This window comes from Paraburkholderia sp. MM5477-R1, assembly GCF_050436385.1.
Classification (GTDB): domain Bacteria; phylum Pseudomonadota; class Gammaproteobacteria; order Burkholderiales; family Burkholderiaceae; genus Paraburkholderia; species Paraburkholderia tuberum.
Genome location: NZ_JBNDMC010000010.1, coordinates 242,986 through 255,627, shown reverse-complemented (window position 1 = coordinate 255,627; position 12,642 = coordinate 242,986). Strand labels below are relative to the sequence as shown.

At 66.4% G+C, this 12,642-nt stretch carries 13 protein-coding genes; 9 read left to right on the top strand and 4 right to left on the bottom strand.

The annotated features are described in order from the left end of the window. Positions 1-12: 12 nt before the first annotated feature. Positions 13-921 (bottom strand): LysR family transcriptional regulator, encoded by a 909-nt coding sequence (locus OKW35_RS44990; RefSeq protein WP_090809528.1) that lies wholly within the window; start codon positions 919-921, stop codon positions 13-15. A gap of 111 nt (positions 922-1,032) precedes the next feature. On the opposite strand from OKW35_RS44990, the gene OKW35_RS44985 reads away from it, so the two are divergent. After that, the gene (locus tag OKW35_RS44985; RefSeq protein ID WP_429555435.1) at positions 1,033-2,223 is read left to right on the top strand and encodes a M20 aminoacylase family protein; all 1,191 of its coding nucleotides are present in this window, start codon (positions 1,033-1,035) and stop codon (positions 2,221-2,223) included. A gap of 84 nt (positions 2,224-2,307) precedes the next feature. Here OKW35_RS44985 and OKW35_RS44980 read toward each other — a convergent pair whose 3' ends face one another. Continuing rightward, entirely contained in the window at positions 2,308-3,132 is an 825-nt protein-coding gene (locus tag OKW35_RS44980) for an IclR family transcriptional regulator (protein WP_018424811.1), read from the bottom strand. Between the two features lie 245 nt (positions 3,133-3,377). Here OKW35_RS44980 and OKW35_RS44975 point away from each other — a divergent pair, with 245 nt between their 5' ends. The 7 genes from OKW35_RS44975 (at position 3,378) to pcaF (ending at position 10,476) form a co-directional block, all read left to right on the top strand. Further along, positions 3,378-4,082, top strand: a complete 705-nt coding sequence (locus OKW35_RS44975; protein WP_429555434.1) for a FadR/GntR family transcriptional regulator — start codon at positions 3,378-3,380, stop codon at positions 4,080-4,082. Between the two features lie 72 nt (positions 4,083-4,154). Next, positions 4,155-5,045 (top strand): L-threonate dehydrogenase, encoded by an 891-nt coding sequence (gene ltnD, locus OKW35_RS44970; protein WP_429555433.1) that lies wholly within the window; start codon positions 4,155-4,157, stop codon positions 5,043-5,045. Positions 5,046-5,059: 14 nt separating this feature from the next. Next, positions 5,060-6,373: a 3-oxo-tetronate kinase gene (gene otnK / locus OKW35_RS44965; RefSeq protein WP_429555432.1), complete on the top strand. Its 1,314-nt coding sequence runs from the start codon at positions 5,060-5,062 to the stop codon at positions 6,371-6,373. After that, positions 6,370-7,032, top strand: a complete 663-nt coding sequence (locus OKW35_RS44960; RefSeq protein ID WP_429403475.1) for an aldolase — start codon at positions 6,370-6,372, stop codon at positions 7,030-7,032. The genes otnK and OKW35_RS44960 overlap by 4 nt, the downstream gene beginning before the upstream one ends. Positions 7,033-7,093: 61 nt before the next feature. After that, on the top strand, positions 7,094-7,894 hold the full coding sequence (gene otnI / locus OKW35_RS44955) for a 2-oxo-tetronate isomerase (RefSeq protein WP_429555431.1): 801 nt from the start codon (positions 7,094-7,096) through the stop codon (positions 7,892-7,894). 33 nt (positions 7,895-7,927) lie between these two features. Next, on the top strand, positions 7,928-8,908 hold the full coding sequence (denD, locus tag OKW35_RS44950; RefSeq protein WP_429555430.1) for a D-erythronate dehydrogenase: 981 nt from the start codon (positions 7,928-7,930) through the stop codon (positions 8,906-8,908). Positions 8,909-9,273: 365 nt separating this feature from the next. Further along, a complete protein-coding gene (pcaF, locus tag OKW35_RS44945) occupies positions 9,274-10,476 on the top strand; it encodes a 3-oxoadipyl-CoA thiolase (protein ID WP_429403472.1) in 1,203 nt (400 codons plus the stop codon). A gap of 142 nt (positions 10,477-10,618) precedes the next feature. On the opposite strand, the gene dmeF is transcribed toward pcaF, so the two are convergent. Both dmeF and OKW35_RS44935 read right to left on the bottom strand, forming a co-directional pair. Then, complete coding sequence (dmeF, locus tag OKW35_RS44940) at positions 10,619-11,536, bottom strand: CDF family Co(II)/Ni(II) efflux transporter DmeF (protein WP_429555429.1); 918 nt, start codon at positions 11,534-11,536, stop codon at positions 10,619-10,621. Between the two features lie 6 nt (positions 11,537-11,542). After that, positions 11,543-11,890, bottom strand: a complete 348-nt coding sequence (locus OKW35_RS44935) for a metal/formaldehyde-sensitive transcriptional repressor (RefSeq protein ID WP_429466037.1) — start codon at positions 11,888-11,890, stop codon at positions 11,543-11,545. Positions 11,891-12,060: 170 nt separating this feature from the next. Here OKW35_RS44935 and OKW35_RS44930 point away from each other — a divergent pair, with 170 nt between their 5' ends. Further along, positions 12,061-12,639, top strand: coding sequence for a hypothetical protein (locus OKW35_RS44930; protein WP_429555428.1), 579 nt, complete (start codon positions 12,061-12,063; stop codon positions 12,637-12,639). The last annotated feature ends 3 nt before the right edge of the window (positions 12,640-12,642 follow it).

Here is a 12,642-nt window from a genome sequence, read left to right as displayed (position 1 = left end):
AAGCACGCGGCCTTACTGCACGGCTCCCATCCGCTCCCGCGTCACCTGCCGCAAACATGCGACGAACTGCTGCACGGCCGGCGTCGGCAGCAGATCGCGTCGCGAGATGATGCTCAGATCGTAGTTCGGCAGCGCGTCTTCGATCTGTGCGACGCGAATGCCGAGCGGCGCGACCCTCTGCGCAAGCGGCCGCGTGAAGCAACTGATCACGTCGGTCTGCGACACGAGCCCGAGCGTGACTGCAAACGACGACGGCGCGCGCAGCAAGCGCTTCGGTACCGGCAAGCCGTGCGCGCTGAACATCGCCATCATCACGCTGTGCGGGAAGTGGTCGGCGCCCACCGTGACGATCCACTCGGCGTCGAGCAGCTCGGACAGACGCGTGACGTTCGCGAGCGGATGGCCGGCGCGCATCGTGACGACGAACTGCGTCGAGTACAGCGGCACCTGCACCAGATCGTTATCCAATGCCAGAACGTGATGGATCGCCGCGAGATCGAGCGCGCCGTTGCGCAGACGCGCGAGCGCGTCGGGCACGGTCACTTCCTCCAGATGCAGACTCACGAGCGGCATCCGCTCGCGAAAGCTCGACACCGCATGCGGCAGTACCGTCAGCGCCAGCGATGGCATCGTGCCGACGCTGACCTTGCCGGCCAGTTCGCCCTTGACCTGCTCGACGGCCTCGACCGTGCGGCGCATGTCGCCGAGCAGCTGCTCGGCGCGCGGCAACAGCGCGAGCCCGCACGCGGTCAGCTCGATGCCGCGCACGCTGCGCACCATCAGGGCGGCGTTGAGCGCGCTTTCCAGCTCGCGAATCGTATGCGTGACGGCCGGCTGCGTGACGCCAAGCTCACGCGCGGCGGCGCGCAGACTGCGGTGATGCGCGGCGGCGACGAAGGCCTGCAACTGCTGCAGCTTCATAAGGGTAACCCCGTATATAAGGGCTGTTAATCAGGGTGAAAAAAATAGCATCTTATTCGAACAAAACAGCGTGGCTATAGTGCGAGGCTACTCACTGGAGCCATACAAACTATGAACGAGACCCCGCGTTTGACCGAAGTGTCCGATCTGGAACCCGCCGCCGCGAGCCTGCGCGAGATTCGCCATCACATTCACCACCATCCGGAACTCGCGTACGAGGAAGTGCAGACCGCGGCGCTCGTCGCGGAAAAACTCGAACAGTGGGGCTGGCAGGTCACGCGCGGGGTCGGCAAGACCGGCGTGGTCGGCACGCTGAAAGAGGGTGACGGCAAGCGCAGCATCGGCATTCGCGCGGACACGGACGCGTTGCCGATCATCGAACAGACCGGCCTGCCGTACGCGAGCGGCACCCACGGCAAGATGCACGCGTGCGGCCACGACGGCCACACCACGATCCTGCTCGGCGCCGCGCAACGTCTCGCGGCCACGCGCAAATTCTCGGGCACCGTGCATTTGTATTTCCAGCCGGCCGAGGAAAGCGGCATCGACAGCGGTGCGCTGAAGATGATCAACGACGGCCTGTTCGAGCGCTTCCCGTGCGACGCCGTGTTCGGCCTGCACAACCATCCGGGAGCCGAGCCGGGCGTGTTGCTGTTCCGCAAGGGACCGTTCATGTCGGCGGGCGACAAGGCGATCATCACGATCGAAGGCGTCGGCGGCCATGCGGCGCGTCCGCATCTGACCGTCGATCCGGTCGTGGTCGCCGCGAGCATCGTGATGGCGCTGCAAACGATCGTCGCGCGCAACGTCGATCCGTCGCAGCCGGCCGTGGTGACGGTCGGCTCGATGCACGCGGGCACCGCGAACAACGTGATTTCCAGCAGCGCGCGGCTCGAGCTCAGCGTGCGCTCGTTCAGCCCCGAGGTGCGCGCGTTGCTGAAGAAGCGCATCACCGAACTGGCCGAGTCGCAAGCCGCGAGCTATGGCGGCAAAGCGCACGTCGAGTACATCGAAGGCTATCCGGTCGTCATCAATACGGATGCCGAAACGGATTTCGCGGTGCAGGTCGCGCGCGAACTGGTGGGCGACGACAAGGTGGTCGAGCAGACCGACATCCTGATGGGTAGCGAGGACTTCGCATTCATGCTGCAGAAGCGGCCGGGTACGTTCCTGCGCATCGGCAATGGCGTCGGCGAGGACGGCTGCATGGTGCACAACCCGCACTACGACTTCAACGACCGCAGTCTGCCGATCGGCGCGGCGTTCTGGGCACGGTTGGTGGAGCGCTATCTCGTGCAGTGAGCGCTTGATGCACACGCCGCGGCGCGCACGAGGCGTGCGCGCCCGGCTGCTCATCACCGCGCGGCCAGAGCCACGAAGCGTTCATTAGCCGCGCCGCGCGACCATCTCCGAGACTGTCTGCGCGGCTCGCTGCAGCGGTTCCAGGAACGCCTTCACCATCTGTTTGGCCGAATTGCGCTGTGCGTTGCCGCTGATGTTCATCGCGGCGATCACGCGGCCCTGGCGATTGCGAATCGGCGCGGACAGCGAAATCAAGCCGCCTTCGAGTTCCTGATCGACGATCGCCCACCCCTGACGACGCACCTGCTCGATCAGCTTCTTCAACTCTTGCTTGTCGGTGACGGTGCGCGGCGTGTGCGCGTAGAGCGGCGTCGAGTTCAGCGTCGCGTCGAGCGTCTCGTCGTCGAGCGAGGCAAGCAGCACGCGGCCCATCGACGTGCAGTACGCGGGCAGGCGGCTGCCGATCGACAGGTTGATCGTCATGATCTTGTGAGTCGGCACGCGCAGCACGTAGACGATCTCGGTGCGATCGAGCACGGCCGCGGAGCAGCTTTCGTGCACCTGCGCCGACAGGCTTTCCATCACCGGTTCGGCGAGATTCCAGAACGGCATCGAGGTCAGATACGCGAAGCCGAGGTCGAGAATCTTCGGCGTCAGACGAAACAGGCGTCCCTCGGCTTCCACATAGCCGAGTGTTTGCAGCGTCAGCAGGATCCGGCGCGCGCCGGCGCGCGTGAGGCCAGTCGCCGCGGCGACGTCGGTGAGCGTCTGTTCAGGCCGCGTCGCGTCGAACGCGCGGATGACCGCGAGGCCGCGCGCGAACGACTGCACGTACGAGTCGCCCGGTTTCTCCGGGGCTGGTTCGGCGTTGGCGGGCGCGACGGAAGACGGCGGCAGGGCTTTGCTCATGGACCTTGATCGTGGGTTCGGAAGAGTGCGCGCGAAGGACGCGCGACGCGCGTTCGTTTCGATGCGGCGACGCGTTTTGCGTTGCGGCGCAAAGGCGAGACGATAGCTTAAGCCTTCTATTTCGCCAAATAACGCCGATTCGTGCAAAAACCCCAGGGTTTGCGTGGATGCGATTTCCCACTCCAAATTTGTATGATGACCCGATAACCTGACTAGTTCGAGACACCCGGTCCAACCGATCCGCCATGTTCGACAAGATTCCCGCGCGCGCTTTGAGCGACACCGTCGCGCAGCAACTGCTGAAGCAGATCGACAAGGGCACCTTTGCGCGCGGCGCCAGGCTGCCGACCGAAGCCGTGCTCGCGCAACAGTTCGGCGTAAGCCGCACGGTGATTCGCGAGGCGCTGTCGCGACTGAAGAACGAGGGGGTGGTCGAGCCGCGCCAGGGCAGTGGCGTGTTCGTCGCCGGGCACGGCGCGATCCGCCCGCTGCGAATCGACTACGCGGAAGCCGTGGAGCCGGGCTCGGTCGTGCAGATCCTCGCGCTGCGTCGCGCGATCGAGGCGGAGGTCGCGTCGGAAGCCGCGATGCGCCGCAGCGATGCCGACATGGCCGCGATCGACGCCGCGCTCGCGCGCATCGAGCGCGCGGTCGGCAATGGCGAAGACGGCGTTGCCGAAGACGTCGCGTTTCATCGCGCGATCGCGGCGGCTACGGGCAATCCGTATTTCCTGAAGACGCTGACGTTCCTCAATCAGTACCTCGAAGCGGGCACGGTCGTCACGCGCCGCAACGAGGCGCTGCGCGAGGACTTCTCGCGGCAGGTGCGCGAGGAGCACGCGACGATCGCCGCGGCGATTCGCGCCGGCGATCCGATGGCGGCGCGCAACGCGGCGCAGACGCATCTGTACAACGCGGCGCGGCGGCTTGCCGAGGCGGGCATCGTCTGACGCGCCGAAGGCGCGCGGTGATTCCGACGCGCGCGAACCCACGAATGCAGCACCTATCCATAGAGGTCATGCATGTCGAGAAATGTCGGTGTCATCGGCTTGGGGGCCATGGGGCTCGGCGTCGCGCGCTCGCTGTTGCGCGCGGGCTTCAGGGTCCACGCGTGCGACTTGCGGCGCGACGCGCTGCAGGCGTTCGTCGATGAAGGGGGCATCGGCTGTGCGACGCCCGCGGAGCTCGGCGCGCAGTGCGAGGTCGTGATCACGCTGGTCGTGAATGCGGCGCAAACCGAGGCCGTGCTGTTCGGTGAGCACGGCGCGCTCGCGGCCATGAAGCCGGGCGGCGTCGTGATCGCGAGTGCCACGGTCGCGCCGGAGTTCGCGAGCGATCTCGGCAGGCGCGTCGAGGCGGCTGGTCTGCAGATGCTCGATGCGCCGGTGTCGGGCGGCGCGGCGCGCGCGGCGTCGGGCGAGATGACGATGATGACGTCCGGTCCCGCGGCCGCTTATGCCGCGTGCGAAGACGTGCTCGCCGCGATCGCCGGCAACGTGTATCGGCTTGGCGCCACGCATGGCGCAGGCTCGAAGGTGAAGATCATCAACCAGCTGCTGGCCGGCGTGCATATCGCGGTGGCCGCCGAGGCAATGGCGCTCGGCCTGCGCGAAGGTGTCGACCCGGACGCGCTGTACGACGTGATCACGCATAGCGCGGGCAATTCGTGGATGTTCGAGAACCGCGTGCCGCATATTCTCGCGGGCGACTACACGCCGCTGTCGGCGGTCGATATTTTCGTCAAGGACCTCGGCCTCGTGCTCGATACCGCGCGTCGCACGAAGTTTCCGCTGCCGCTGTCGGCGGCAGCGCATCAGATGTTCATGATGGCGTCGACGGCGGGCCACGGTGGCGAAGACGACTCGGCGGTCGTGAAGATTTTCCCAGGCATCGAATTGCCGACGAAGCAATAGGCGAGGGAGAGGTCATGACGGCTCAAACGAAACCCGCGCTGCTCGGCTGCATCGCCGACGATTTCACCGGCGCCACCGATCTCGCCAACATGCTCGTGCGCGGGGGCATGCGCACGGTGCAGACGATCGGCGTGCCCACCTCCAACGCAGCGCTTGGCGCCGACGCGCTCGTCGTCGCGCTGAAGTCGCGCACGATCCCGGCCGCCGACGCGGTCGCGCAATCGCTGGCCGCGCTCGCCTGGCTGCGCGCGCAAGGGTGCCGGCAATTCTTCTTCAAGTACTGCTCGACCTTCGATTCGACCGATGCGGGCAACCTCGGCCCGGTGACCGATGCGTTGCTGAATGCGCTGTCCGCCGAGTTCGCTGGGCGCGCGTCGTTCACGATCGCGTGTCCCGCGTTTCCCGAGAACGGCCGCACGATTTTTCGCGGTCATCTGTTCGTCGGCGATGCGCTGCTCAACGAGTCGGGCATGGAAAACCATCCGCTGACGCCGATGCGCGACGCGAACCTCGTGCGCGTGCTGCGGCGGCAAACGCAATCGAAGGTCGGGCTCGTGCGTTACGACCAGCTCGCGCAAGGCGATGCGGCCGTGCGTGCCGCATTCGCCGCGTTGCGCGCCGACGGCGTGCGCATCGCGATTGCCGATGCGGTGTCCGACGCCGATTTGCACACGCTCGGCGCTGCCTGCGGGGACCTCGCGCTGATCACCGGCGGCTCCGGCGTCGCGCTTGGTTTGCCGGCCAACTTCCGGCGCGCGGGTCTGCTCGGCGAGCAAACCCATGCTGCGCAATTGCCGCGTATAGAAGGTTTGTCGGCGGTGCTCGCGGGCAGTGCGTCGACGGCGACCAACGCGCAGGTCGCCGCCTGGTGCGCGACACGGCCCGCGTTTCGCATCGATCCGCTCGCGGCGGCGCGCGGCGAGGACGTCGTCGGCGAAGCGCTCGCGTTCGCACAACAGCGCTTCGTGCACGCCGAACCAGTGCTGGTCTATGCGACCGCATCGCCCGACGAAGTGCAGGCCGTGCAGCGCGAACTCGGCGTCAACGAGGCCGGGCATCTGGTCGAAAAGACGTTGGCGGCGATTGCGCGCGGTCTGCGCGAACGGGGAGTGCGCAAGTTCGTCGTCGCGGGCGGCGAGACTTCGGGCGCCGTCGTGCAGGCGCTCGACGTGCGCATGCTGCGCATCGGCGCGCAGATCGATCCGGGTGTGCCGGCCACGGCGACGACCGGCGCCGAGCCGCTCGCACTCGCGCTGAAATCCGGCAATTTCGGCACCACGGACTTCTTCGACAAGGCCCTGCGCCATCTCGACGGAGCCGCGCAATGAGCGACGCACCGGCACTTCACACCTGCGCCGAAGCGCGCGTGCGCGAGGAAATCTGCGCGGTCGGCGCGAGCTTGTATCAACGCGGCTATACGGTCGGCAGCGCCGGCAACATCAGCGCGCGGCTCGACGACGGCTGGCTGATCACCCCGACCGACGCGTGCCTCGGCCGTCTCGATCCCGCCGACATCGCGAAGGTCGATGCAAACGGCCACGCGGTGTCGGGCGGCAAGCCGTCGAAAACGCTGGCGCTGCATCGCGGTATCTATGCGCGCAACGGCGAGGCGCGCGGCATCGTCCATACCCATTCGACGCATCTGGTCGCGTTGACGCTCGCGGGCGTGTGGAGCGAAGCGGACGTGCTGCCGCCAATCACACCGTACTACGTGATGAAAGTGGGCCACGTACCGCTGATTCGCTACGAACGCCCGGGTGATCCCCGAGTGGCCGCGCAGATCGCTGCGCTGGCCGATCGGGTGCGCGCGGTGTTGCTCGAACGTCTGGGGCCGGTAGTGTGGGAGCGCTCGGTCGCGCACGCGTCGTATGCGCTCGAAGAACTCGAGGAGACCGCGCGCCTGTGGCTGATGACGAATCCGCGGCCCGCGCCGCTCGACGCCGCCGCGATCGAAGAACTCCGTGCCGTGTTCGGCGCGCGCTGGTAGCAGCGCGCATTGCCGATGAACGCCGCGCACCGTATTGCACTGTCTTGAAGGAGTTGCCGCCATGCCTCGCTTCGCCGCCAATCTGTCGATGATGTACAACGAGCACGCGTTCCTCGATCGCTTCGCCGCCGCCGCGCGCGACGGCTTCAACGCGGTCGAATTCCTGTTTCCCTACGAGTTCCGCCCGGGCGAGCTGAAGGCGCGGCTCGACGCGCATGGCCTCACGCAGGCGCTGTTCAATGCGCCACCCGGCGACTGGAGCGGCGGCGAGCGCGGCCTTGCGTCGTTGCCGGGCCGTGAGGACGACTTCCGCCGCGGCATCGACAGGGCACTCGAGTACGCGCGCGTGCTCGGCAATCGCAAGCTGCATGTGATGGCGGGGTTGATCGCCGGCGATCAAGCGGGCGAAACGCAGCGCAAAACACAACGCGACGTGTATCTGAACAACCTCGTCTATGCCGCGCGGGCCGCGCAAGCCGAACAGATCACGGTCGTCATCGAGCCGATCAATACGCGCGACATGCCCGGCTATTTCCTGAATCGACAGGACGACGCGCAAGCGATCTGCGCCGAAGTCGGCGCGCCGAATCTGAAGGTGCAGTTCGATTGCTATCACTGCCAGATCGTCGAGGGCGATCTCGCGACGAAGCTCAAACGCGATATGGCCGGCATCGGTCACATCCAGGTTGCGGGTGTGCCCGAGCGGCACGAGCCCGACATCGGTGAGCTGAACTACCCGTACCTGTTCGATCTGATCGATGCGCTCGGCTACGACGGCTACATCGGCTGCGAATACCGGCCGCGCGCGGGGACCTCGGCGGGGCTTGGCTGGCTGAAGCCTTATCTCGATGCGGGGCGTTGACTCTTTCCGACAACCACTGACGCACACGTAACCATGAAAGTACTGATCACCGGCGGTGCCGGTTTTCTCGGCCAGCGTCTCGCGCGCGAGCTGCTCGCGCGCGGCGCACTGAAAGATGCGCACGGCGCACCGCAAGCGATTACCGGGCTCGTGTTGCTCGACGTCGTGCGCGCACACGATTTCGGCGATGCGCGCGTGCGCACCGAAGTCGGCGATATCGCGGAGCGCAGTGTGCTCGAACGCGTGATCGACGATCAAACCTCGGTGATCTTTCATCTCGCTGCGATCGTCAGCGGCCAGGCCGAGGCGGACTTCGATCTCGGCATGCGCATCAATCTCGATGCGTCGCGGCTGCTGCTCGAAATCTGCCGGCAGCGCGGGCACCAACCGCGCGTCGTGTTCACCAGTTCGGTCGCGGTCTACGGTGGCGATCTGCCTGCAGTCGTGCGGGACGACACCGCGCTCAATCCGCAGTCGTCGTACGGCGCGCAGAAGGCGATCGCGGAGCTGCTGCTCAACGATTATTCGCGGCGCGGTTTCGTCGACGGCCGCGTGCTGCGGCTGCCGACCATCAGCGTGCGGGCGGGGCGGCCGAATGCGGCGGCGTCGTCGTTCGCGAGCGGCATCGTCCGCGAGCCGCTCAATGGCGAGGAGGCCGTGTGTCCGGTCGCCGGTTCGACGCGGCTGTGGTTGCTGTCGCCGCGCAAGGCGATCGAGGGTCTTATCGCCGGCCTCGAACTCGACGGCGCCGCGCTTGGCAAGCAACGCGTGCTGAACCTGCCTGGCTTGTCGGTCAGCGTCGACGAGATGATCGCGGCACTGCGCGAGGTCGCGGGCGAGGCGGTCGCGAGCCGCATTGTGCGGCAGCCCGACGAGCGCATCGAGAAGATCGTCGGCAGCTGGCCCGGCGCGTGGGATACGTCGCGCGCCGAACGGCTCGGGCTCGCGACCGAGCGCAGTTTCGCGGACGTGATTCGCGGCTACATCGCCGATGAAGGAATCGAAGTTCGCTGAAGATCGCCCCCTCCGCGTATTCCCTGGTGTCGCTTGGCACGGCTGCGGCCGTGCTTGACATGCTTTCGCGCCCCCGCCTATTATCGAGGCTGTTTTGTTCGATATATGACCTTGTGTTCGTATAAAGAACATGAGGCGGGCGAAGAAGGGGCGGCAGCCGTATCGGTCGTCAATCCCAAGCCCATCGTTCACGATCCTGCGCTAAGCTGCTTCGACGTGACGGCGCGCTACGCCGCCGCCATTTTGCAGTTGCCCGTCCGCGGCCGTTGACGCCCAGGGCCGATGCCTCGGCGCATCGAACCGGCCTCATCGGTGCGAAGCCGGCCGAGGCGCAGCGCACGCAGCATCTCAACTGGAGACATCCCATGACCGAAGCATTCCTGTGCGATGCGATTCGCACCCCCATTGGCCGCTATGCGGGTTCGCTGTCGTCGGTGCGCGCCGACGACCTGGGCGCGGTGCCGCTCAAGGCGTTGATGGAGCGCAACAAGAACGTCGACTGGACCGCGATCGACGACCTCATCTACGGCTGCGCGAACCAGGCCGGTGACGACAACCGCAACGTCGCGCGCATGTCGCTGCTGCTCGCGGGTCTGCCGAAGGACGTGCCGGGCTCGACGGTCAACCGTCTGTGCGGCTCGGGCATGGATGCGGTCGGCATCGCCGCGCGCGCGATCAAGTCGGGCGAGGCCGCGCTGATGATTGCCGGTGGCGTCGAAAGCATGAGCCGCGCGCCGTTCGTGATGCCCAAGGCGACCAGCGCGTTCTCGCGTCAGAACGAGGTCTACGACACGACGATCGGCTGGCGTTTCGTGAATCCGCTGATGAAGAAGCTGTACGGCGTCGACTCGATGCCGGAAACCGGCGAAAACGTCGCGACCGACTACAACATCAGCCGCGCCGACCAGGACGCATTCGCGCTGCGCAGCCAGCAGAAGGCGGCGCGCGCGCAACGCGACGGCACGCTCGCGCAGGAGATCGTCGGCGTGACGATCGCGCAGAAGAAGGGCGATCCGATCACGGTCATGCAGGACGAGCATCCGCGCGAAACGAGCCTCGATACGCTCGCGAAGCTGAAGGGCGTCGTGCGTCCGGACGGCACGGTTACGGCCGGTAATGCATCGGGCGTGAACGACGGCGCGGCGGCGTTGCTGCTTGCCAATGAAGAGACCGCGAAGCGCTTCGGCCTCACGCCGCGCGCCCGCGTGCTCGGTGTGGCCACCGCCGGCGTCGAGCCGCGCGTGATGGGCATCGGCCCGGCACCCGCCACGCAGAAGCTGCTCGCGCGTCTGGGCATGACGATCGACCAGTTCGACGTGATCGAACTGAACGAAGCGTTCGCCTCGCAAGGTATCGCGGTGCTGCGCGCCCTCGGCGTCGCCGACGACGATCCCCGCGTGAACCCGAACGGCGGCGCGATTGCGCTCGGCCACCCGCTCGGCATGAGCGGCGCGCGTCTGGTGACGACCGCGACGTATCAACTGCAACGCACGCAGGGCCGCTTCGCGCTGTGCACGATGTGTATCGGCGTCGGCCAAGGCATCGCGATCGCGATCGAGCGCGTGTGATGCGTGAGCTGGTTTAGCGCCAGCTTCGGTCCCCGCGCTAGGCGGGTCTCCGCGCAAGCTGAATAGTAAAAAGCGGAAGGGCCGGCGTCGAGACACGCCGGCCCTTTGTTTTGATCGCGCCTTGTTGCGCCGGGCGCAGGCGCTATGACGCCGCTTCGACGGTCAGATGCATGACCTCATGCACCGGCGCGAGCCGCGCGCGAATCGTCTCGGCCGTAACGCCGCCATGCGTGCGCACGCTGACGATCGCCGCTCGCGCCTCCGGGCCGATCTGCCAGACGTGCAGGTCGGCGATCTCGGCATCGCCGTGCGAATCCAGGATTTCGCGGATTTCGCCGGCCACGTGCTCGTCGGTTCTGTCGAGCAGCACGCCGGCCGTGTCGTGCATCAGCGTCCATGCCCAGCGCGCGATGACGATCGATCCGACGATGCCCATCAGCGGGTCCGTCCAGACCCACCCGAGATAGCGGCCGGCCAGCATGGCCACGATCGCCAGCACCGAGGTCAGCGCATCGGCGAGCACGTGCACATAGGCCGAGCGCAGGTTGTTGTCGGACCCATGCGCATGGTCGTGATGATGGTGATGATCGTGATGCCCATGGTGCGCATGGCCGCCCGACAACAGCAGCGCGCTGACGATGTTCACGACCAGCCCGATCGCCGCAATCACCGCGGCCTGCCCGAACGCGACACCGGTGGGATGAACGAGGCGGATCGCCGATTCGATGCCGATGCCAAGCGACACCAGCGCGAGAATCAGCGCCGAAGCGAAGCCGGCAAGCTCGCCCACTTTTCCCGTTCCGAAACTGAACGCGCGGTTTGCCGAGTTGCGTCTCGCGAACGCATACGCGAGCGCGGCAATGCCGAGCGCGCCGGCATGCGTCGCCATGTGGAAGCCATCGGCGAGCAGCGCCATCGAGCCGGTCACGTAACCGGCCGCGATTTCGCCGATCATCATGACAACGGTGAGCGCGACGACGAAGTGGGTCCGGCGCGCGTTGTCGTCGTGCGAGCTGCCGAGAAACGAGTGCTCGTGTTTGCGGATCAGATGGTCAGTCATACAAACTTACTTCGAATAGCGGCGGATTGCGCCGATCAATGCATCAACTCCCTTCTTGCGCTGGCTGGCCGTCAGGTCCGGATGCGCGACATGTTCGCGCGCGTGCGCCTCGACGATCTCGTCGAGCAGGCCGTTCATTGCGCCGCGGGTCGCGGCCACCAGGTGCAGGACTTTTTCGCAATCGGCGTCCGACTCCAGTGAACGCTCGATAGCCTGAACCTGGCCCGCGATGCGACGAACGCGCTTCAATAAGCCGTCTTTGTGTGTGCTCAGATGTGCCATACATATACCCCCTATGGGTATATAGGATAGCACGGTACTGAGATGGCGTTTCTGATGGCTGTCGGCGGCCATGCCGATGCATACGTCGGCAAATCGTTCGCGTCATACTGTTGGCCGTGGTTGTCCTGTAGGCGCGGAGTTCATGACGCCGGGCACGAATGCTGCGTAGCACGAAGCGATTGCGCTCGACGCGCATGACCGGCCGTCAAGCCGTATCGATACCTTGCACGAGGAGAACGCGGATGAAAACAGCGACGATAGCTGCAGCATTGGTCAGCGCGGTGGTGGCCGCGGCCCCGCCGGCGCGAGCGCAGGACGACATGGCGAGCACCGCGCAAGCGATGCTCAGCGCGGCGCAGCCGGTGCATATGACGGCGGAGATCGTCGCCATCGATGCGGGCACCCGTTCGCTGACATTGAAGGGTCCGCATGGCGACGTCGCGATCGTGCTCGTCAGCCAGCAGGTTGCCGGTTTCGATCAGTTGAAGATCGGCGATCGCGTCGACGTGCTGTACAAGAATGCGTTGCTCACCAAGGTCGAGAAGGCTAGCAGCGCGGGCAAGGGGATTCGCGAGCGGGTCGACCGGCGGAGCTATGCGCCGGCGTCGGGCGGGTACGAGTCGGCGCGGCAGACCGAGGTGCTCGCGACCGTGCTGAAGATCGATCGCAAGCAGCGCCTCGTGACGCTGCGCGGCGCGTATCAGACCCAGACCTTCGAAGCAGCGCCCGACGTCGATTTGAGCGACGTGAAGGTCGGCGACACCGTGCATGCGGCGTTCGTGTCGGCCGCCGCGGTGCAGGTGACGCCGGTCGGGCAGTGAGCG

Coding starts and splice junctions, on each gene's coding strand:
- otnI (WP_429555431.1), top strand. CDS start 7,094: ATGCCTCGCTTCGCCGCCAATCTGTCGATGATGTACAACGAGCACGCG.
- ltnD (WP_429555433.1), top strand. CDS start 4,155: ATGTCGAGAAATGTCGGTGTCATCGGCTTGGGGGCCATGGGGCTCGGC.
- OKW35_RS44990 (WP_090809528.1), bottom strand. CDS start 921: ATGAAGCTGCAGCAGTTGCAGGCCTTCGTCGCCGCCGCGCATCACCGC.
- OKW35_RS44935 (WP_429466037.1), bottom strand. CDS start 11,890: ATGGCCGCCGACAGCCATCAGAAACGCCATCTCAGTACCGTGCTATCC.
- dmeF (WP_429555429.1), bottom strand. CDS start 11,536: ATGACTGACCATCTGATCCGCAAACACGAGCACTCGTTTCTCGGCAGC.
- otnK (WP_429555432.1), top strand. CDS start 5,060: ATGACGGCTCAAACGAAACCCGCGCTGCTCGGCTGCATCGCCGACGAT.
- OKW35_RS44980 (WP_018424811.1), bottom strand. CDS start 3,132: ATGAGCAAAGCCCTGCCGCCGTCTTCCGTCGCGCCCGCCAACGCCGAA.
- OKW35_RS44985 (WP_429555435.1), top strand. CDS start 1,033: ATGAACGAGACCCCGCGTTTGACCGAAGTGTCCGATCTGGAACCCGCC.
- pcaF (WP_429403472.1), top strand. CDS start 9,274: ATGACCGAAGCATTCCTGTGCGATGCGATTCGCACCCCCATTGGCCGC.
- OKW35_RS44960 (WP_429403475.1), top strand. CDS start 6,370: ATGAGCGACGCACCGGCACTTCACACCTGCGCCGAAGCGCGCGTGCGC.
- denD (WP_429555430.1), top strand. CDS start 7,928: ATGAAAGTACTGATCACCGGCGGTGCCGGTTTTCTCGGCCAGCGTCTC.
- OKW35_RS44975 (WP_429555434.1), top strand. CDS start 3,378: ATGTTCGACAAGATTCCCGCGCGCGCTTTGAGCGACACCGTCGCGCAG.
- OKW35_RS44930 (WP_429555428.1), top strand. CDS start 12,061: ATGAAAACAGCGACGATAGCTGCAGCATTGGTCAGCGCGGTGGTGGCC.